The sequence below is a fragment of the Gillisia lutea genome (assembly GCF_021568705.1).
Lineage (GTDB): Bacteria > Bacteroidota > Bacteroidia > Flavobacteriales > Flavobacteriaceae > Gillisia > Gillisia lutea.
This window is the reverse complement of record NZ_JAKGTH010000006.1, coordinates 119,147-141,375: the sequence shown is the minus strand read 5'-3', so window position 1 is coordinate 141,375 and position 22,229 is coordinate 119,147. Positions and strand designations below refer to the sequence as shown.

The following is a 22,229-nucleotide window of genomic DNA, read 5'->3' as shown; positions in this document are numbered from 1 at the left end:
AACATTGAGGAATAATTACTTGAGATTGTACCGTTTTTTCATACTTGGCTTCTTTGGGTTGTTTGTGTCTTCATTTAGTTTATTCGCTCAAGAAACTCCCACGGTTCAGGATTCTACCAGAACAGGTTATGCTACCGGAACACTTAGTCTTCCTAATCCCGCAAGTATCGTCGCCGGGTATGAGTATGACCCTATTTTAGACAGGTATATTTATACCGAAAAATTAGGATCTTATAACTTAAGTATTCCACTTATGCTCACTCCCGAGGAGTATCAAAGACTGGTAATTCAGGAACAGATCAAAAATTATTTTAAAGAGAAGAATAATGCAATTGCTGAAAATAGAGAAGGCGATCCGGAAGCGCAACAGGATCTTCTGCCTAGCTATTATGTAAACTCCGGGTTCTTTGAAAGTATTTTTGGAGGGAAGGAAATAGAGGTAGTTCCTCAGGGAAGCGTCGCTATGGATCTGGGATTGCTATATACAAAGCAGGATAATCCAGCTTTTTCCCCAAAGAATAGAAGTAATCTTACATTCGATTTCGACCAGCGAATCCAGTTGAGTCTATTAGGAAATGTTGGAACGCGCTTAAAGGTAATTGCCAATTATGATACAGAATCTACATTCGATTTTCAGAATCAGTTGCGCTTGGAATATACTCCTAATGAAGATGATATCATTCAGAAAATTGAAGTTGGAAATGTAAATATGCCACTTAATAGTGCCCTAATTCAAGGGGCGCAAAGTTTATTCGGTTTTAAAACTGAACTGCAATTTGGAAAAACCCGTATCACCGGTGTTTTTTCTGAACAAAAATCGGAGAGAACTACTGTAAATGTGGAAAATGGAGCTACCGTCGAGGAGTTTGAACGATTTGCCATAGACTACGATCAGGACAGGCACTTTTTCTTGGCGCATTATTTTAGAGATACTTATAATAATGCTCTAGAAAATTATCCTTTTATCAATAGCAACATTCAAATTCAACGAATAGAAGTTTGGGTGACCAACAGGACCAATAATATTCAGAATCTAAATAATACCAGAAATATTGTAGCTATTCAAGATCTTGGTGAAACCAATGTTTCAGTAAATATTGGTTTAGAAGCCACTCCTGCAGGCTTTTTTAATCGCCCACCCGGTTCTTTTCCCGATAACCGTAATAACGATCTTAATCCATTTGGAATCACAGGAAATCAGGAGTCCATACTTACTCCCGCCATAAGGGATATTTCAACAGTGCAAAGCGGGTTTGGAGGTTTAACAGTATCGGAAGGGACCGATTATTCTAAGCTGGAAAATGCCAGGCAGTTGCAGCCAAATGAATATACATTGAACACCCGCTTGGGTTATATTAGCTTAAACCAGCGTTTAAGTAACGATGAAGTGCTGGCAGTTGCTTTTCAATATACGCAAAACGGGCAGGTGTATCAGGTAGGAGAATTTGCAAATGATGGTGTAGACGCAAATACACAACCAAATGCTGATGGCACCCGTGTAAATCAAAACCTTGTTGTAAAGCTTTTAAAAAGTACCGTGACCAATGTAAATGAGCCTATTTGGGATTTAATGATGAAGAACATCTATAGTCTCGGCGCTTATCAATTGGAGCGAGATGATTTTAGATTGAATATTTTATATACCGATCCTCAGCCTCAAAATTATATAGTAGCTGCGGAAGGTGGAAACACACCTCTGCCTGAAGATGTTCAGGAAACTACTTTACTCAGTGTTTTTAATCTGGATAATTTAAATACGAATAATGACCCCGTAAATGGAGGAGATGGTTTCTTTGATTATGTTCCTAATCTCACCATCAATACTCAAAACGGATTGGTAATCTTTACTTCTGTAGAACCTTTTGGAGAATATCTATTCAATAAATTGGATGGCACTGAAACAGGGGGAGGAGAAGATTATAATCTTCCTGAAACCTATAATGCCAATCAGAGAAAATACGTATTTCGATCTTTATACAAGACAACGAAGATTCAAGCTGAACAGGAAGCGGCAGATAAAAATAAGTTTCAATTAAAAGGTAGATATAAATCCTCACAAGTAGAAGGAATTCCTATTGGCTTTAATTTGCCACAGGGATCAGTTACTGTAACAGCCGGGGGTAGGGTGCTGCAAGAGGGAGTAGATTATGTTGTGAACTATCAAATGGGAAGAGTGCAAATAATTGACGATGCTCTACTGGCTTCCGATATTCCAATTCAGGTTTCTACCGAGAATAATGCGCTTTTCGGGCAACAGTCTAAACGATTTACAGGAATTAATATTGAACATCAAATCAATGAAAAGTTTTTAGTAGGAGGAACTTTCTTGAATCTTAGAGAGCGTCCTCTTACCCAAAAAGCTAATTACGGGTATGAACCTGTTAATAATACTATTTATGGGCTTAACGCTAATTATAGTACAGAGGTTCCTTTCTTGACCAGATTGGTTAATAAGCTTCCTAATATAGATACCGATGTACCTTCCAATTTCTCTGTGCGAGGAGAGTTTGCCTATTTGCAACCTGGCGCCCCGAATGTGAACGATTTTAATCAGAAAGCCACCACCTATATAGATGATTTTGAATCTTCTCAAACTTCAATCTCAATCAACACTCCGCTTAGTTGGGAACTTTCCAGTGTGCCGGTAAAATTTGGAGGCGATCTGGCTAATGGTGATCTTGCTTATGGCTATAAAAGGGCCAAATTATCCTGGTATACTATAGATCCTATTTTTTATAGCAGCGCCCGCCCTAATGGAATTACAGATGCCGATCTTTCAGGTTATGCTTCCAGAAGAGTTTTTCTGAACGAAATTTTTCCTAATACCGATGTTATACAAGGGCAGCCACAGGTAATTTATACAATGGATTTAGCTTTCAACCCCCAGCAACGAGGCCCGTATAATTATAATCCTTCCGCCTCCGGAGATAACCTTAATAATCCGAAGGAGAATTTTGGAGGTATTTCAAGAGCTATTAATTCTACCGATTTTGAACAGTCAAACGTAGAGTTTATTGAGTTTTGGTTAATGGACCCTTTCATTTATCCTGAAAACTCCTCCAACACAGGGGGGGCTATCAGTTTTAACCTTGGTAATATTTCTGAAGATGTTCTTAAAGATGGAAGAAAGCAATATGAAAATGGTCTTCCTAAGGATGGAGGAACTATTAATACGGTTAGCACCGATTTTGGAAAGGTTCCCGCAAATCAATCTTTAATATATGCGTTTGATTCTGAAGGAGAAGAACGACTCAACCAGGATGTAGGATTTGATGGGTTAAGTGATGCGCAGGAAGCCTTAAAATTCCCTTCCTTCTCAAATTCTCCCGATCCTTCTGCCGATAATTATGAGTATTTTTTAAACACCAGCGGGAGCATAATTGATAGATATAGAAATTATAATGGTACCGATGGAAATTCTCCAACTCAGTTAGGAAACACCAATAGAGGAAGTACCACCTTGCCTACTACTGAAGATTTGAATAGGGACAATACTATGAACACCATAAATAGTTATTTTGAATATGATGTTCGCATTTTCCCGGGAATGAATACCACTAACAGCCCGTATATTACAGATGTAAAGGAGGTTTTGGCTCCATTACCAAACGGACAGGATATCCCTGTTAGGTGGGTACAGTTTAAAGTTCCAATTTTTGAACCTGCAAATGCAATAGGAGGAATAGCCGATTTTAGATCCATTCGTTTCATGAGAATGTTCCTTTCCGGTTTTGAACAACGTACCATTTTGCGATTTGCAACTATGGATTTGGTTAGGGGAGATTACCGACGATATAACAGAAGTTTAGATCCAGAAACCCCAAATCAACCGGCTGATGATGAGACGCTATTTGAAGTGTCGGCAGTGAATATTGAGGAAAATGAGAATCGAGAGCCTATTAAATATGTATTACCTCCGGGAGTGCAACGGGAAGAATTATACAACAATAACACAAATATCAGACAAAACGAACAGTCTCTTTCCCTTAGAGTGTGCGGCTTGGAACCTCAGGATGCCAAAGCAGTTTATAAGAATTTTCAGGTTGATATGCGGCAGTATAAGAATCTTGAAATGTTCTTGCACGCAGAATCCTTTGAAAATGAAATAGCTTTAAAAGACGGTCAGTTGATCGCTTTTATTAGAATGGGAATCGATTTTACAGATAATTATTATCAAATTGAGATTCCACTTTCAGCAACTATGTTTGGGGCTGCATCTGCAGAAGAGATATGGCCGGAATCGAACAAATTGTTGTTATCATTGGATTTACTTCAGCGCATAAAGACCAAGGTTCTGGGAGATCCTTCTCTTATTCCATCCGAAATCAATTATTTTGATGAAGACCTGAACACAAAAGAAGCAGATGATCCTTATCAAATTGGTGAACTTAGGGTAGGGATAAAAGGAAATCCTAGCTTTGGAAATGTTCGATTGCTTATGTTGGGAGTTAAAAATGGGTCTCCGAGTACCAGTGCTTCTGATATTTGCGGAGAAGTATGGTTTAATGAACTTCGTTTGTCTGATCTTGACAATGAAGGTGGATGGGCAGCTGTTCTAAGTATGGATACCAATATTGCCGATTTTGCAACCATTTCAGCAACCGGAAGAAGAAGTACTGTCGGATTTGGAGCTTTAGAACAAGGGCCTAATCAGCGTAGCAGAGAAGATCTTCAGCAATACGATGTGGTAACAAATGTGAATTTTGGACAATTATTACCGGTAACTTGGGGAGTAAAAGTGCCTTTTAACTACAGTAGAGGGGAAGAGCTTATAACTCCAAAGTATGATCAGGAATATTTGGACCTGGAACTACAATCCCGACTTGATGAGGTTACCGATCCCGATGAGAAAGATCGAGTAAAGGAACAATCTCAGAATTATACAAAAAGACAAAGCATCAACGTTATTGGTCTTCGTAAAGAGCGTACTACCGATAAAAAACCGATGCCTTATGATATTGAGAACTTTGCAGTCTCTACTTCCTATAATCAGATAGATCATAGAGATTTTGAGGTGGAAGAATCACTCAGTCAGAATATACGGGTAGGGGCAACTTACGATTATAGTTTTGCGCCACTGGTAATAGAACCTTTCAAGAATGTAAAAGCCCTGGATAGTAGTGATTATTATTCGTTGGTAAAAGATTTCAATTTTAACCCGTTGCCTAGTAATATTTCGGCCAGTTCAAATATTTTCAGACAATACAATGAGCAAAAATTCAGGGAGTTGTTATCTAATGAAAATGATATAGGTATTCCTACATTGTATCAGCGAAATTTCATGTATGATTGGGAGTACCGTGTAAATTATAATCTTACAAAATCACTTCAGTTTAGCTTTAGTGCAAGTAATAATAGACTGGTTAGAAATTATATTGATGAAAACAATTTTGTAGATAATAGTATCGAGTTATGGGATGGTTTCTTTGATGTAGGGGAACCGAACAAGCATTTTCAATCGCTTCAGCTTAATTATGAGCTGCCACTTAATAAGCTGCCGGTATTAGAATTTCTAAAAGCAACCTATAGTTATACAGGAGATTTCCAGTGGGATAGAGGTTCTGCAATTTATGATGACCTGGAAGGTATTCCAGATCTTGGTAATTCGGTTCAAAATGCGAGTATCCACCAGTTAAATGCAAATATGGATATGCAAACTCTTTATAAGTATTTAGGCTTAACCCAACGTAAGAGTGCAGCTTCTACTATAAAACAAAGAAGTGCAGGGGTTCCTACTTTAGAATCTAAAGATAAAGCTACAACTCAACCTAAAGTTAAAAAGAATGATAAGACATATAACACTCTAATTGGTCTAGTTACAGCAGTAAAAAGGATTCAGATAAATTATAAGGAAAATCAGGGAATTTATTTACCGGGTTATACACCAAGTATTGGTTTTATGGGGACGTTAAGGCCAACCACCGGATTTACCTTTGGAAGTCAGAGAGATGTACGCTTTTTAGCCGCAAGGAATGGGTGGTTAACTAATTATCAGGAATTTAATCAACAATATACGGAAGTTGCTAACAGGCAACTGGACTACCAGGCGTCTATCAGCTTGATTCCAGACATGATTATAGACCTTACCGGGGGACGTATTTATTCAGAAACATTTTCAGAGAACTATAGGGTAGACCTTTCAAATTTAGAATACGAATCCTTGAATCCGTACACTTTTGGGAATTTCAATATTTCAACTATTCTTATAAAAAGTGCATTCGATAAGAATAGTGATGAGTTTTCAGAAACTTTCGAGAATTTTAGAGAAAACCGCTTAGCAGTAGCGCAGCGTCTGGCTCAAGAAAATGGTCAGGACCCTACAAATGTAGATGCAGACGGTTACCCTGTAGGTTACGGAAAAACCAATCAGGCAGTATTGCTTCCAGCTTTCTTAGCGGCTTATACCGGTAAAGACGCAAACTCTGTAAAACTTGGAGCTTTTAGAGATGTTCCTCTGCCAAACTGGGATTTAAAATATACCGGATTTATGAGAATGGACTGGTTCAAAAAGAAGTTTAGAAGATTTTCTTTAAGTCATGGTTATCGCGCCGGATATACTATTAACCAGTTTCAGAGTAATCTTGATTATGATCCTGAGAATCCATTCGAGTTTAATCAGGCTAATAATTATAAGAACAGAACCCTGTTTGCAAATATTAATCTTACAGAGATGTTCAGTCCGCTAATTCGCATAGATCTGGAAACTAAAGATGCTATACGGGTGCTTGCTGAAATTAAAAAAGATCGCTCTCTTTCCTTAAGTTTTGATAACAACCTCTTAACTGAAGTAAATGGAAATGAATATATACTGGGGCTTGGGTACAGGATTAAAGATCTAAAGATTGTTACGAATTATGGTGGAAGAAGCAGAGTACTGAGCAGCGATTTGAATTTTAAAGCCGATGTAGCCTATAGAAAGAATATAAATATTATAAGATATCTGGACCTTGAGAATAGCCAGGTTATTGCAGGACAGGATCTTTGGGCGATCAATTTCACTGCAGATTATGCTCTTTCTAAGAATCTAACGGCACTTATATATTATGATCATACTTTTTCTGAATATGCAGTATCTACAGCATTTCCACAAACCACTATTAGGTCTGGGGTAACGCTTAGATATAATTTCGGAAATTAAGTAAATGCCCTTTGACCGCAGTCAGGAAAAAATTAACTTTGTCAATCTTAAATAGATTTATATGAACATTCCACAAGAATTAAAATATACCAAAGATCACGAATGGGTGAAGATCGATGGTAACGTGGCTACTATTGGTGTCACAGATTTCGCTCAAGGTGAACTTGGCGATATTGTTTATGTTGAAGTTGAAACCGTAGGAGAGACTATGGAGCAGGAAGAAGTGTTTGGAACAGTAGAAGCTGTTAAAACCGTTTCTGATTTGTTTTCTCCGCTTTCCGGAGAGATTCTTGAATTCAATGAAACATTGGAAGACACTCCCGAAAAAGTAAATACCGATCCTTATGGTGAAGGTTGGATGGTTAAAATTCAGATTGCTGATGAAAGTCAGATAGAAGGTTTAATGAGTCCGGAAGCATATAAAGAGTTAATTGGCGGCTAGAATTGTCCTAATTCTGGCAATTGTCTATACCATTATAATAACTACCTTATCTCTAATTCAATTAGGAAAAATATCGGTTGGCGATTTTAATCCTACAGATAAAATGTTACATGGGGTTGCGTATTTTACCTTAACATTTATCTGGTTATTCTATTATTTACTGAAAATTTCACAAAATAATAGTGAAAATTGGAATTTTTTAAAGATTTCGTTGTTAATTATCGTTTTTGGTATGTTAATTGAAGTTTTACAAGGAACTTTAACCAGTTATCGCGATCCGGATTTAGCTGATATTCTGGCAAATAGCATTGGTGCTTTATGTGCTCTACTATGTTTTATACTATTTAAGAAGTCTCTTATTCAGTTAAAACATAAGATTAATTTATTTTTATGAAAAAAAATTTTACTTTAGCAACCCTTATTAATTATTAACGTATTATGGAACCCAAGAAAAATCCAAAAGCCGATTTAACCAAAAGAAGCGTTCTCTTCTTGCAGTTGGGTCTAATTTTAGTCCTTTTGATAACATATGTTTCTATAGAGTGGAAAACATATGAAAAAAGCGAAACAGATATAGGTCAGTTAGACTTAGGAGATCTCGATGACGAAGAAATTCCAATCACCGAACTTCTTAATACACCGCCACCACCACCGCCACCGCCACCAGCTCCGGAAATTATCGAGGTTGTAGAAGATGAGGAAGAAGTGGAAGAAACTGTTATCGAATCAACTGAAACAAATCAAGACGAAATCGTTGAGGTAGTGGATGTTGTTGAGGCTCCAGAAGAAGAAGTTATTGCAGACGTTCCGTTTGCGGTAATTGAAAACGTGCCAATTTTCCCTGGATGTGAAGGTTTAAGTAACAACGACCAGAGAAAGAAATGTATGAGTGAAAAAGTACAGGCTTTCGTTCAAAAGAAATTTAATACAGATTTAGGTGGGCAATTAGGATTAACCGGTGTAAACCGTGTGATTGTTCAGTTTAAGATCGACAAGAATGGTAACATTACCGATGTTCGTTCTCGTGCTCCACACCCAAGATTAGAGCAGGAAGCAGCAAGAGTAATAAATTCTTTACCAAAAATGCAACCAGGGAAACAACGTGGTAAGCCAGTAGGGGTTATGTATTCTTTGCCAATTGTATTCCAAGTACAGGACTAAATAATATTACATAATATAGTAAATCCCCAAATCGTTCGCGGTTTGGGGATTTTTATTTTCAGTTCTAAAGAATAAAAAAATTGGTATCTTTCGGCTGCTCAACCAGTAACTTCGCGCTCCCCTTTATGAGAAATTTTGGATGCCTACTTTTAGTGTTATTTACTTTTTCCGGCTTTGCTCAAGATAGTTTAAGCGATTTTGAAACCTATCCAGTATTTCCTCAATGTGAAGATGTTACTCATATTAATGAGCAATCATGTTTTCAAAACATCCTTCAGTCATTTGTGCTGGATAATTTCATTCTTCCACAAAAAGTTATAGATGAGAATTACAAAGGTGAGATGGTCATTCTTTTTGAAATCACAAAACAAGGTCTCTTCAAAATACTTTATGTAGATGCGGTCTATTCCGAATTAAAGGAAGAGGCTAAAAGAGTTTTTAATAAATTACCAAATGTTTCACGTGCCACTTATAATGGAGAGCCTACTTATTCGCAATTTAGGTTGACCGTCAAAATTCCTTTGCAGGATACGCTTAGAGAGCCAAAACCTCTGATAGTAGAGAAAGAGAATGAATATCCTATTATAAATGCTTTAGACGAGTACAGCGCAATTAAATCTAAAAAATTCATAAGTCCAATTTCAAAGAGTAATATTTTAATTCCTCTATCTCATGAGATATACAATAGGTTCGATGCTGAAATGAATCAACTGGGAACCAACACGCATACTGCTTCAAAACCTTATTTATATAGTGATGTTTCTAATTATTATCATTTTGATGAAGAGCGACAAAAATTACTTAAGAAATCCAACTCCTGGTTAGGTAGGAAAATTTGGAATGAGCATCTGGTAACCTTTCAGGGAGAAAACTATTGGTTTACGGGAGATGTGGTTTTTGATCTGGAATTAGGTAAGAATTTTGAAAGTGATGTTGATTACACCTATAATAATACTCGAGGGGCTATTTTTCAGGGGGGTCTTGGCGAAAACTTCAATTTTTATACGGTTGTTTTTGAGAGTCAGGGCCGATTTGCAGATTATTTCAACACATATGCTGAGAGTATTCAGCCTTATGGAGGTAACCCGGCCATAGTCCCGGGCAGAGGTGTTGCTAAGGAATTTATGGGTGATGGATACGATTTCCCTGTGGCTGAAGGCTATATTTCTTATAGTCCTGTAGATTTTTTCAGTGTGCAGTTGGGGCATGGGAAGAATTTCATAGGAGACGGCTATCGTTCTTTGTTAATGGGGGATGCTGCTAGTCCCTATCCTTATTTAAAACTGAATACTCAATTTTGGAAACTTAAATACACCAATACCTGGATGTCTCTTAGAGATGTTAGGAAAGAGGTTTCAGCTGAAGGTTCTTATCGAACTAAATATATGGCCAACCATTATTTGAGTTTGAACTTAAGCAAACGCTTCAATCTTGGTTTGTTTGAATCTGTTATCTGGCAAAATGATAATGGGAGAGGGTTTGATGTGAATTATTTGAACCCTGTGATCTTTTATCGTGCTATCGAATTCTCAACCGGTGCGAATGGTGGAAATGCAATTATTGGGATTACCGGAAAATATAAATGGAGCGATCAGCTGAACTTGTATGGGCAATGGATCATTGATGAATTTTCTTCTTCAGATGTATTTGGGAAAGAGCAAAGTTGGAAAAATAAATTAGGTTTCCAATTAGGAGTTAAGTATTTCGATGCTTTTAAAATTCAAAATTTATACCTGCAAGCTGAATACAATCAGGTAAGGCCATATACCTATTCTCATAACTCCATAGTATTGAACTACGGACATAACAACCAGTCAATGGCTCATTTATGGGGTGCTAACTTTAGAGAGTTTGTAGGAATTGCGAGATATAGAAAAGATAGGTTGTATGGAAGTGCGAAATTCGTGATAGGAAAGCGTGGGTTTGATTTTGCTAACGATGTAGATAATGCGTATTACGGAGGTGGAATTTATGGTACCGAAAAAAACAGGCCTTTTGATTCTGGGGTAGAGATAGGGCAAGGAAATACTACCACTTCGTTCTTTACAGAATTCGAGACCGGTTATATTGTGAATCCGGCGACTAATTTAAAACTCTTCGGAAGTTTTATATATAGGAACTTTAATCCGGAGTTAAATACTCAAGCTAATTTTGAAAATAGCACCGTTTGGTTCAATTTAGGCTTACGTACCGATATATTTAACTGGTATTACGATTATTGATCTGTTAATTTTAACAAAGGAAGAGTGAGCTGACTCTTCATATTATTCTTAAATAATTAGGTGTATCAAATAGGATATAGGATTTTATTTGAATATTATTCATTTTATTTGTTATTCTTTTAAAGTATTTCCTTTTAAAAGCTCTGTGTTAAGCAAGGAAATTAACAGTTTTCCACTCTTGTTAGAAAACAATTAAGGAGTATCTTTGCGCCAATTAAAAATTGCTTTTTTTGAGTAATACAAGCGCACATACCCCTTCAATATCAATACTTTCAGATTTCAAAGAGATCACTAAAATGCGTTTAGCTGTTAGTGTTGTCTTTTCTTCGGTTGCCGGATATTTTTTAGGAGCAGAGGTCATCGATTTTGTAACTGTGTTTCTCTTGGCTATTGGAGGGTACTGTATGGTGGGGGCTTCCAACGCCTATAATCAGATTATTGAGAGGGATCTTGATGTTTTAATGGAGCGTACTAGAAATAGGCCTATCCCTGCCGGTAGGATGTCTGTAAATTCCGCCTTTACTATTGCTACGGTGCTAACTATTCTCGGTTTGGTGGTATTGTATTTTATCAATCCTAAAACTGCTATGTTTGCGGCTATTAGCATCTTTTTATATGTGAGCATTTATACGCCGTTAAAAACTAAAACACCGCTTTCGGTATTTGTAGGCGCTTTCCCCGGTGCTATTCCTTTTATGTTAGGCTGGGTAGCTGCAACTAATGAATTTAGCATAGAGCCAGGAACCTTGTTCATGATTCAATTCTTCTGGCAATTTCCTCATTTCTGGGCAATAGGGTGGTGGTTATTTGAGGACTATAAAAAAGGAGGTTTTTTTATGTTGCCTACCGGAAAAAGGGATAAAGGAACAGCGATTCAGGTTATCTTGTATACAGTGTGGACTATTATGGTCTCGCTTATTCCTGTTTTTGGGGTCACAGGAAAATTGTATTTAACGCCAGTTTCGGGAGTGATCATTCTTATTCTTGGCTTGGGAATGCTTTATTATGCATTTAAATTGTATAAGAATAGAGATGCTATTTCGGCTAAGAAATTAATGTTTGCAAGTGTGTCGTATATCACCTTGCTTCAAATAGTATATGTTTTAGATAAATTTATAAGACAATGGATTTAACAGAAGGAACCAAAGAACAAAAGATAGGACGAGCAAAAAAAATGATGCTTTGGTTCGGGATGATAAGTATGGTAATGATGTTTGCCGGGTTAGCTAGTGCTTATATTGTGAGTAAGAGCAGGCCAGACTGGCTTACCGATTTCCAACTGCCGCCATCCTTATATTGGAGCACATTAGTTATTATGATAAGTAGTGTAACTTTTATAATGGCTAAAAATAACATCGCTAAGGCTAATAGAAAGAATGCTTCATTGTTTTTAATAGCAACATTGGTATTGGGGATTGCATTTGTAATATTGCAGCTTGAAAGTTTTGCTGAAATTATGAGGGCAGGTTACTTTTTTACCGGTAGTGAAGGTACAGTGACAACCTCTATGATATATGTTATTGTTGTGGCCCATCTTGCCCACCTGGCAGCGGGTTTGATAGTGCTTTTAGTGGTAATTTATAACCATTTTAAACAACGCTACTTTCCGGGACAAATGCTTGGAATTGAGTTGGGTGCGACGTTTTGGCACTTTCTTGACATTCTATGGGTTTTCCTGTTTGTGTTTTTATATTTCTTTACATAATAAATTTACGTATTTTTGCTCATCATTTAAATTCAATTTCTTCATATGGAAGCTACTGTTATTAGAACAGGCACCGAAGGTAAAACCTGGGGCGGTGGAAACGAACCTTTAAGAGCCAGTTATGGTAAAATGATGATGTGGTTCTTCATCCTCTCTGATGCACTTACCTTTTCAGGATTTTTAGCGGCTTACGGATTCTCTAGATTCAAGTTTATTGATTCCTGGCCAATTGCCGACGAAGTGTTTAATCACTTTCCATTTTTGCATGGAGTAGATGCACCAATGTACTACGTTGCATTGATGACATTTATTCTTATTTTTTCCTCTGTAACCATGGTTTTGGCGGTAGATGCCGGACATCACATGAAAAAAGGCAAAGTAACCTTGTACATGTTTTTAACCGTTATTGGAGGTTTGATCTTCGTGGGGTCACAAGCATGGGAATGGAAAAATTTCATTAATGGGGAATATGGAGCGGTAACTACAAAAGGTGGTAATGTGCTTCAATTTGTGAATGGAGAGGGAGAACGAATGGCCTTGGAGGATATTGCTATTGCACAACCTGCAGAAAGAGTGAACCATACCAAACAAAGTGGAATATGGTTTACTTCCGGTGAGTCGCTTCCTAGCTATAGTTTAGAGGAAGTGAAAGCTGGATTCTTGGCAAATGAAGATCTTTTAATAAGATCTCAACGTACTAATGAAGAAGGTCATAAAACAATACTTACAAGAGAAGAATCCTTAGCTAAAATGAATAATGAAGCTGTAGGAGTTGTAGAAGGTGCTAACCTTACTCATAACGAATATGGCCCGCCATTATTTGCAGACTTCTTTTTCTTTATTACTGGATTCCACGGATTTCACGTGTTCTCTGGAGTAATAATAAACATCATCATTTTCTTTAACGTTATATTAGGTACCTATGAGCGTAGAGGAAGTTATGAAATGGTTGAAAAGGTTGGTCTATACTGGCACTTTGTAGATTTGGTTTGGGTATTTGTATTTACCTTCTTTTACCTGGTTTAATTCTGAAATAATAAAAAATGGCACATAGTACTTCACAAAAACACGAATCTAATACAAAAAGAATTTGGTATGTATTCATCCTTCTTTCTGTAGTAACCATAGCAGAAGTAATTTTAGGGATTATTAGACCAGATTTTCTGGTTAATACACACCTATTTAGTATGAAATTGCTTAACTGGATCTTCATTATCTTGACGATTTACAAAGCATACTATATAGCATGGGCCTTTATGCACCTTGAAGGCGAATCTAAGGGACTGCGACGATCTATCGTTTGGACATCGATCTTTTTGATTAGTTATCTGATGTTTATATTATTAACTGAAGGAGATTATATACACGAAGTCTATAAGAACAACTATGTTGTTTGGGACTTTTAATAAGTTAAAAACACTTGAAAAGACGGTTTTTTAAAACCGTCTTTTTATTTTTGTACTCCTTTTGAAAGGCTGTTTTTTATGAAAAAGTTTTTAGTTCTTGGAGTATTGTTCTTACTACCCATTGTTGCCTATCTTTTTTTCTCGTCGGGTGTAAACCATTTTGCCAAGCTTCCCATTCTTACAGAGCAGGTAGACGATGTTTCTCATCTTGAAACCGCTGCCGGATCGCCCGTAAGTTTTAAGGATAAGATCACGATTGTTGCCTTCTTCGGAAATGATCTGGAATCATTAAAAGGAAATACTTATAATCTAGATCAAAAGATCCTTAATAAGTTTTATAAGTTTAAAGATTTTCAATTCGTAATTGTACTACCTAAGTCGGCAAAAGATAACGCCGATACTTTTGTACGGGAATTTGATAATATCACTAACTCCGATTACTGGAAATTTGTATATGGTACTCCTGAAGAGGTAAAGTCGATATTTCAGAGCTTCCAAACCAATTTACAGCTCGATACCAATCTTCAAACACCTTTTGTTTTTATAATAGATAAGAATGAAAGTTTACGCGGCAGGGACGACGATGAAGATCTGGGCTTGCTTTATGGCTACGACTCGCGGTCAGTGTCCGAGTTGAATAATAAGATGAGCGACGATGTAAAGGTTATTTTAGCTGAATATCGTCTTGAATTGAAGAAATATAAGGCACAAATCGATAAATAAGATGAAGAAAAAGAACACCTCATATATTGGTATATCTCTCATAATTTTAGTTTTTGGAATCATCTTTATTCCGAAAATCATTGAAAGAATCAACAATAATGATATCGTAGAGTCCGATAGATTGAACGTAAATAAAAGTTCTAAAAAGGGCCCGGAAGTAGGATATATTGAACAATACGGACAACGTAAAAAGGTGCCTGATTTTAAATTTATAAACCAGGATGGTGATACCATTACCAACAAAGATTATCTTGGGAAAGTATATGTAGTTGAATTCTTCTTTAGTACATGTCCTTCAATTTGCCCTATTATGAATAAGAACCTAGTATACGTTCAGAATCAATTTAAAGATGAAGAGAATTTTGGGATTGCGTCGTTCAGCATAGACCCCGAACATGATACTCCTGAAGTGCTAAAGCAATATGCAGAACATTATGGGGTTACCAACCCTAGTTGGAATTTTTTGACAGGGGATAGACAGAAGATCTATGAGATAGCAAATACCGGATTTGGTATCTTTGCAGATAAGGATGCTACAGTTCCTGGTGGGTTTGCTCATTCTGGTTTATTCGCACTAATAGATAAAGAGGGGTATGTACGTTCGCGAAATGATGAATTTGGAAACCCAATAATTTATTACAGAGGTTCTGTAGAGAGGAATAAATCGGTAATAGAAGGGGAGGAAGCTCCGCAAATAGATATTTTAATAGAGGATATTAATACATTACTTTAAAACATGATAGAAGTAAAGAACGATCGAGTAGCGGTTCCTGTTATAATTAGTTTATCTATTATAATACCCATTGCAGTACTTATACTTATGTATCTTCCAGAGCGTTATAATATCTTTGGAACTCAATCTGGAACATTTCCTTTATTTCACGCAATTCTAAATGGATCTACCGCTTTGTTTCTAATGGCGGGATATTTTTTTATGACCATAAAGGAGTATAAATGGCATCGTAATTTTATGATCACTGCTTTTTTATTTTCCAGTGTATTCTTAGTAAGTTATGTTATCTCGAAGATCAGTAATGATCCAGTACCTTATGGAGGCGAAGGGGTTTTTAGATATGTGTATTTCTTCATTTTAATTACGCATATAATGCTGTCAGCCATTATTGTTCCGTTGGTGTTATTTACTATGTACAGAGGTTTAACGGGGCAGTATGATAAACATGTTAAAATTGCCAGATGGACCTTTCCAATTTGGTTATATGTAGCTATAACGGGAGTTTTGGTATACATTTTTATGTGGCCATATTATTAATATAGCTTTATAAGCATATTTATCTTATCATTAAAAATGCTTTCATTAATGAAGATATTATTATGAAATATAGAATCATTTTTATTTTAACGTTGTTATTACTCTTGCCTTCTTTGGCAGAAGCACAGTGCGCTATGTGCCGAGCTGTGCTTGAAAGTGAAGGGTCACAGTCTACCGCTAAAGGAATAAATGATGGGATCTTATTTTTAATGGTATTCCCTTATATCCTTATGGGAGGCATAGGCTATTTCATTTATAGGATGTTCAAAAAGAAAAAGACCACTGAATAAATCTTAATTTTCAGTTAAATTTAACATTTTCCTAACATTGTTGCATGTAACAATGGCCTTATAAAAGGGTCTTATGGGTATGCCGAGATTTGGTCTCGCGCGTATTCCAATTCCCTTATTATGATTGAAATTAAAGACTTACACAAATCGTATTCCATAGGAAGTAATTCCCTACATGTTCTTAAGGGCATAAATTTCAGTGTTGCTGAAGGGGAACTGGTATCGATAATGGGCTCCTCAGGTTCCGGTAAATCTACACTTCTTAATATATTGGGAATGTTGGATGAGGCTGATAGCGGGAGTTATACCTTAGACGGACTTCCAATAAAAAATCTCAACGAAAAAATTGCAGCTCGCTATAGAAATAAGTTCTTAGGATTCATTTTTCAATCCTTTAATCTTATTTCTTATAAAAGTGCCCTAGATAATGTGGCTTTGCCATTATATTACCAAGGAGTAAACCGAAAAGAGCGCATAGATATCGCTATGAGCTATCTCGAAAAAGTAGGTTTAACTAAATGGGCAAGTCATTTACCAAATGAATTATCGGGAGGTCAAAAACAACGAGTTGCTATAGCACGCGCACTTGCCTCCAACCCAAAGGTCTTATTGGCCGATGAGCCCACCGGGGCGTTAGATACCAAAACTTCTTATGAAGTGATGGATCTTATTCAGGGAATTAATGATGAAGGCAGGACTATTCTGGTTGTAACTCATGAACATGATATTGCACAAATGACCAAGAGAATAGTAAACTTAAAAGACGGATTGATAATAGATGATACTCCAGTTAACCAAATTAGAGCTTTAAGCAATGTTTGATCTTGAACGATGGCAGGAGATTTTTGAAACAATAAGCAAGAACAAATTGCGTACGTTTTTAACCGGGCTTTCGGTAGCTTCAGGAATATTTATCCTGATCGTGCTATTGGGAATAGGGGAAGGTATGCGAAATGGGATTTCAAGTGAATTTCAGAATGATGCTGCCAACATCCTTTTCATTTATACCGGTGCTACCTCAAAGGAGTATAAGGGTATGAATCCCGGAAGAAGGATCGTAATGAAAAATGAAGATTACAATCATACGGTAGCCGCTAATATTGATAATTTAGAATATAAATCCTCCGTGCATAGAATTTGGGGAGGTATGGTGAATTACAAAAAGGAATCTGGATCGTATAGAGTAGAAGGAGTATACCCGGATTATCAATTTCTAGAAAATGCCGACATGATAAATGGGCGATTTATTAATTATACCGACTATCAAAAGTTTGAAAAAGTGGTTGTGCTTGGGAGAAAGGTTAAAAATGATCTTTTCAAGAATAATGAGGATCCACTGGGGAAATATGTTCAAATAAAGGATATCAATTTTAAGGTAATTGGGGTATATACCGATCCGGGTGGAGAGCGAGAAGAATCCAGAGTGTTTATTCCAATTTCTACTTCTCAACGTGTATTTAGTGCAGGAAATAATATTAATTATATGTCCTTTACATTACAAAAAGAAGATAATTTTGAAGCTGCTCTAGCGGCATCAAATAAGTTTTCTAAGGAGCTGGAAACCTACCTTAAAGATAAGCATACAATAGCCCCCGACGATAATAGGGCTGTTAGTATTAACAACTCTTTGGAAAATGCCAAAAGGTTTTATGACTTAATGGATATGATAAAATTTTTCTTTTGGGGAGTGGGCATATGTACGATTATAGCTGGCATTGTAGGAGTTAGTAATATCATGCTAATTATTGTAAAAGAAAGAACTCGTGAAATTGGTATACGAAAAGCACTTGGCGCCGAACCATTATCCATTATTTTGATGGTACTTCACGAATCAATTTTTGTTACTACTATTGCGGGTTTCACGGGACTTATCTTTAGCTTGGCTTTATTGGAGTTTGTAGGGCCGCTTATTGAAACCCAATATATTGCCAATCCGTCGGTAGATTTTAATGTAGCTGTTACTACAGTGGTAATATTAGTAGTTGCCGGTGCTCTTGCAGGATTTTTCCCCGCATGGAGAGCTGCCAGAATTAAACCAATTGTTGCTTTAAGAGACGAATAATATGTTTAACAGGGATAAATGGAGTGAAATAATTGAAGCTTTGAGCTCGAACTGGTTCAGAACGCTCTTAACAGCTTTTGGAGTGTTATGGGGTATTTTTATTCTTGTAATTCTTCTTGCTGCAGGCAAAGGTCTAGAAAATGGTGTGAAACAGGGCTTTGGCGGAATGGCCACCAACACCATGTTCATGTGGACGCAAACTCCTTCTAAACCCTACAAAGGTTTACCAAAAGGCAGAAGGTATAATTTTAAGACCGGTGATGTTACGGCTATAAAGCAAAATGTTCCTGATTTAAGGTTTGTTTCTCCTCGAAATCAATTAGGAGGCTTCGGTGGAGCAAATAATGTAGTAAGAGGTCTTAAAACGGGAGCTTTCAATGTGTATGGTGATTATCCTGAAGTTATTCAACAGGAACCTATGGATATTACTTCAGGGAGATTTATAAATTATTCTGATATAAATGAAAAGCGAAAGGTTGCTATTATAGGAGAAGGTGTACATAAAGAAATGTATGAGACCGGCGAAGAGGTTATTGGAAGTTATATCAAGATAAACGGAGTAAATTTTATGGTGATAGGCACCTATAAGAAGAAAGGGAATAATAATGGGGATGCAGAAGAGGCTCAAAAACAAATCTATGTTCCTTTTACTGCTTTTTCTCAGGCGTTTAATATGGGAGATATTGTAGGTTGGATGGCAATTACAGCTAACGATGGAACTTCTATCACCGAGTTGAAAGATAAGATATTTGAAGTTATTAAATCCAGGCATACCATACATCCCGAAGATGACAGGGCCATCGGGAATTTTGATCTCTATCAGGAATTCAGCAAAGTAAATGGCTTATTTGTAGCATTAAAAGGAGTTGCGTATTTCGTGGGAATTCTGGTTTTATTATCGGGAATTATTGGAATAAGCAATATCATGCTAATTGTGGTGAAAGAGCGTACCAACGAAATTGGAGTGCGCAGAGCCTTAGGAGCAACCCCGTGGTCTATTCGCGGACAAATTCTTATGGAATCTATCTTTCTGACCATTATTTCAGGGATGGCAGGAATAGCTCTGGCAACAGGGTTAATAGCAATTATCAATTATCAGTTAGATGGGATGGATACATCCGATATGATGTTTGCAAACCCCAGTGTAGATTTGGGAGTGGTGTTTGTGGCCCTGTCTATACTAATAATATCTGGATTGTTAGCAGGTTTAATCCCCGCACAAAATGCCATAAAAGTACAACCTGTAGATGCTTTAAGAACAGAATAAACTAGAAAACGATAAATAATCAAGAAATGAAAAAAACATTCACAATCATAATTTTGGTGCTTATAACTGTCACTTTCGTGGGAGCTTTGTACTACCTCTTTCAAAAAAATCAGGAAGACCCTGTAGTGTACGAAACCGAAACTCCTTCAGTGCAAACAATAGTGAAGAAAACGGTAGCTACAGGAAGTATCGTTCCAAAGGAAGAAGTTCTTATTAAGCCAAATATCTCAGGAATTATAGATGAGATCTATATTGAAGCTGGGCAGCATATAAACGCTGGAGATCCCATTGCCAAGATTCGTGTGATACCAAATGTATCTTCATTACAAAGTGCTAAAGACGCAGTTACTACCGCCAAAATAAATCTGGATAACGAGAAGAAGATGTTCGATCGTCAAAAAACTTTATTCGATAAAGGAGTGATCTCTGCCAACGATTTTGATAATGTGGATGTTTCCTATAAAAGAGCGCAACAAGCCTATAGATCGGCTCAACAAAATTTTGAGATAGTTCGTACGGGAACTACCAGCGGATTAGGAAGTGCAGCCAATACCATGATTAGATCTACCATCGAGGGGATGGTGTTAGATGTGCCTGTGAAGACCGGGAATCAGGTTATTGAAAGCAATAACTTTAATGATGGTACTACACTGGCAACATTGGCCGATGTAAACAAAATGATTTTTGAAGGAAAAGTTGATGAGAGCGAAGTGGGAAAAATAAAGGAGAATCTGCCTTTAGAAATTACGGTGGGAGCCATTGAAAATAAGACTTTTGATGCAGTATTGGATTATATCGCGCCAAAAGGGGTTAGTGAAAATGGAGCAATTCAGTTCGAAATAAAAGGAACGCTTAAAAAAGCTGATACCATTTTTATTCGAGCAGGTTTAAGCGCTAATGCCTCTATAATTCTTGCCAGGGCCGAAGATGTACTAGCTATAAAAGAAGCTTTAGTTCAATTCGATCCTAAAACACAACAGCCTTATGTGGAAGTTCAAAATGGAGATCAGCAATTTGAGCGAAAAGATTTGGAATTGGGAGTGAGTGACGGGATCTATGTTGAGGTGCTAAATGGAATTACTAAAGACGATAAAATAAAGATCTGGAATCAAGTGAAGCCAGCAGAGGACTTCGCTAGCAACTAGTTTTAGCCTTATTTGTAACAACTTTCAATTTTGTTAGACTTATCTTTCACAATCAATATTATGAAAAAAACAATTTTACTTGCTTTCTCATTTTTTATTGCAGGGATCAGCTTACAGGCTCAGGAAAAAAAATGGAGCCTTCAGGAATGTGTGATGTATGCATTGGAAAATAATATTTCAATTAAACAATCTGAACTGGATTTGGAAGCGTCGAAAATAGACCAATCAGATGCTATTGGTAATTTTCTTCCCTCTATAAATGTTCAAACCAACTTATCGAGTAGTGGTGGGTTAAGTATTAATCCAACCAATAACCGTTTTGAGAATACGCGTTTTACTTCTTTTTCAAGTGGCGCAAGTGCTTCCCTAACTTTATTCGACGGGTTGCGTAATTTTCGTCAGCTACAGCGGTCTAAATTAGCCCAATTGTCAAGTCAGTATTCATTAGAACTGATGAAAGATGATATTGCTTTATTTGTAGCCAATGCCTATTTACAAGTACTATTCAATAAAAAGAATTTGGAGGTTCTGGTATCTCAAAATGAAGTGACCAGGAACCAAATGAGTAGAACTCAGGATCTTGTAGATGCTGGCTCACTTCCAAAGGGGGATTTATTGGAAATTCAGGCTACCAACGCTAATGAACAACAACGTATAATTGTTGCTGAAAACACGATCAGAATTTCACTTATATCCCTGGCGCAAACCCTTTTAATAAAGGATTATGAGAATTTTGATATCGTAGAAGACGAATATTCTGTAAGCGGGATGGAGATCTTGGCAAGATCGCCTCAGGAATTAGTTTCAAAAGCTAAAGAAGAGCGATATGAAATAAAGATTGCTGAAGAGAATAGAAATATTGCTGAAAAAGATGTGGAAATAGCCAAAGGTTCTTATTTGCCAACACTATCAGCCTTCTACAATTATAACACTCGATATGCCGATAATGATGCTTTTAATAGAGATTTCACAACTCAGCTTTACGAAAATGATGGAACCTCTTATGGTCTTCAGTTAAACATTCCCATTTTAAATGGATTTTCAACCAGAAATCAGGTAAAACGTAGTCAGATAAATGTTGATAGAGCAAACTATAGATTGGAGCAGGCAGAACTTGATCTGGAAGCAAATGTGTATCAGGCATACGTTGATGCGCAGGGAGCTTTAAAGGCCTATGAGTCGGCACAGATTGCATTAGATGCACAAGAGCAGGCATATTCTTATGCCACCGATAGATTTGATGTTGGGCTTACCAATGCTTTCGATTTCAGCCAGGCCAAATCTCGTTACGAGAATGCGCAAACAGAAGTAATTAGAACTAAATACGATTATATATTTAAATTAAAAGTGATTGAGTTATACTTTGGAATTCCGGTAACCGATCTTAAATTTTAGAAC

At 36.9% G+C, this 22,229-nt stretch carries 18 protein-coding genes; all 18 read left to right on the top strand.

The window, feature by feature from the left end:
* Positions 1-25 precede the first annotated feature (25 nt).
* The 18 genes from sov (at position 26) to L1I30_RS00635 (ending at position 22,226) form a co-directional block, all read left to right on the top strand.
* Positions 26-7,138, top strand: a complete 7,113-nt coding sequence (sov, locus tag L1I30_RS00720; protein ID WP_236133035.1) for a T9SS outer membrane translocon Sov/SprA — start codon at positions 26-28, stop codon at positions 7,136-7,138.
* Between the two features lie 61 nt (positions 7,139-7,199).
* Positions 7,200-7,580, top strand: a complete 381-nt coding sequence (gene gcvH / locus L1I30_RS00715) for a glycine cleavage system protein GcvH (protein ID WP_236132331.1) — start codon at positions 7,200-7,202, stop codon at positions 7,578-7,580.
* A complete protein-coding gene (locus L1I30_RS00710; protein WP_236132330.1) occupies positions 7,570-7,974 on the top strand; it encodes a VanZ family protein in 405 nt (134 codons plus the stop codon). The genes gcvH and L1I30_RS00710 overlap by 11 nt, the downstream gene beginning before the upstream one ends.
* A 44-nt stretch (positions 7,975-8,018) precedes the next feature.
* Positions 8,019-8,741, top strand: coding sequence for an energy transducer TonB (locus tag L1I30_RS00705; RefSeq protein ID WP_236132329.1), 723 nt, complete (start codon positions 8,019-8,021; stop codon positions 8,739-8,741).
* A 125-nt stretch (positions 8,742-8,866) separates the two neighbouring features.
* Complete coding sequence (gene remB, locus L1I30_RS00700) at positions 8,867-10,963, top strand: gliding motility outer membrane protein RemB (RefSeq protein WP_236132328.1); 2,097 nt, start codon at positions 8,867-8,869, stop codon at positions 10,961-10,963.
* Between the two features lie 230 nt (positions 10,964-11,193).
* On the top strand, positions 11,194-12,096 hold the full coding sequence (gene cyoE, locus L1I30_RS00695) for a heme o synthase (RefSeq protein ID WP_236132327.1): 903 nt from the start codon (positions 11,194-11,196) through the stop codon (positions 12,094-12,096).
* On the top strand, positions 12,087-12,668 hold the full coding sequence (locus L1I30_RS00690) for a cytochrome c oxidase subunit 3 (RefSeq protein ID WP_236132326.1): 582 nt from the start codon (positions 12,087-12,089) through the stop codon (positions 12,666-12,668). The genes cyoE and L1I30_RS00690 overlap by 10 nt, the downstream gene beginning before the upstream one ends.
* A 45-nt stretch (positions 12,669-12,713) precedes the next feature.
* Positions 12,714-13,694, top strand: coding sequence for a cytochrome c oxidase subunit 3 (locus tag L1I30_RS00685; RefSeq protein WP_236132325.1), 981 nt, complete (start codon positions 12,714-12,716; stop codon positions 13,692-13,694).
* Between the two features lie 17 nt (positions 13,695-13,711).
* A complete protein-coding gene (locus L1I30_RS00680) occupies positions 13,712-14,074 on the top strand; it encodes a cytochrome C oxidase subunit IV family protein (RefSeq protein ID WP_236132324.1) in 363 nt (120 codons plus the stop codon).
* 78 nt (positions 14,075-14,152) lie between these two features.
* On the top strand, positions 14,153-14,797 hold the full coding sequence (locus L1I30_RS00675; RefSeq protein WP_236132323.1) for a hypothetical protein: 645 nt from the start codon (positions 14,153-14,155) through the stop codon (positions 14,795-14,797).
* Between the two features lies 1 nt (position 14,798).
* A complete protein-coding gene (locus L1I30_RS00670) occupies positions 14,799-15,530 on the top strand; it encodes an SCO family protein (protein WP_236132322.1) in 732 nt (243 codons plus the stop codon).
* A gap of 3 nt (positions 15,531-15,533) precedes the next feature.
* Positions 15,534-16,067 (top strand): DUF420 domain-containing protein, encoded by a 534-nt coding sequence (locus L1I30_RS00665; protein ID WP_236132321.1) that lies wholly within the window; start codon positions 15,534-15,536, stop codon positions 16,065-16,067.
* A gap of 62 nt (positions 16,068-16,129) precedes the next feature.
* Complete coding sequence (locus L1I30_RS00660; protein ID WP_236132320.1) at positions 16,130-16,357, top strand: CAMCR motif-containing small membrane protein; 228 nt, start codon at positions 16,130-16,132, stop codon at positions 16,355-16,357.
* Between the two features lie 120 nt (positions 16,358-16,477).
* Positions 16,478-17,179, top strand: a complete 702-nt coding sequence (locus L1I30_RS00655; protein WP_236132319.1) for an ABC transporter ATP-binding protein — start codon at positions 16,478-16,480, stop codon at positions 17,177-17,179.
* Positions 17,172-18,419, top strand: a complete 1,248-nt coding sequence (locus L1I30_RS00650; RefSeq protein ID WP_236132318.1) for an ABC transporter permease — start codon at positions 17,172-17,174, stop codon at positions 18,417-18,419. The genes L1I30_RS00655 and L1I30_RS00650 overlap by 8 nt, the downstream gene beginning before the upstream one ends.
* A 1-nt stretch (position 18,420) precedes the next feature.
* Positions 18,421-19,686, top strand: a complete 1,266-nt coding sequence (locus tag L1I30_RS00645) for an ABC transporter permease (protein ID WP_236132317.1) — start codon at positions 18,421-18,423, stop codon at positions 19,684-19,686.
* A gap of 26 nt (positions 19,687-19,712) precedes the next feature.
* Positions 19,713-20,831 carry an efflux RND transporter periplasmic adaptor subunit gene (locus tag L1I30_RS00640; protein ID WP_236132316.1) on the top strand — a complete coding sequence of 373 codons (1,119 nt, stop codon included), beginning with the start codon at positions 19,713-19,715 and terminating at the stop codon, positions 20,829-20,831.
* 60 nt (positions 20,832-20,891) lie between these two features.
* Positions 20,892-22,226, top strand: a complete 1,335-nt coding sequence (locus L1I30_RS00635) for a TolC family protein (RefSeq protein WP_236132315.1) — start codon at positions 20,892-20,894, stop codon at positions 22,224-22,226.
* Positions 22,227-22,229: the final 3 nt, after the last annotated feature.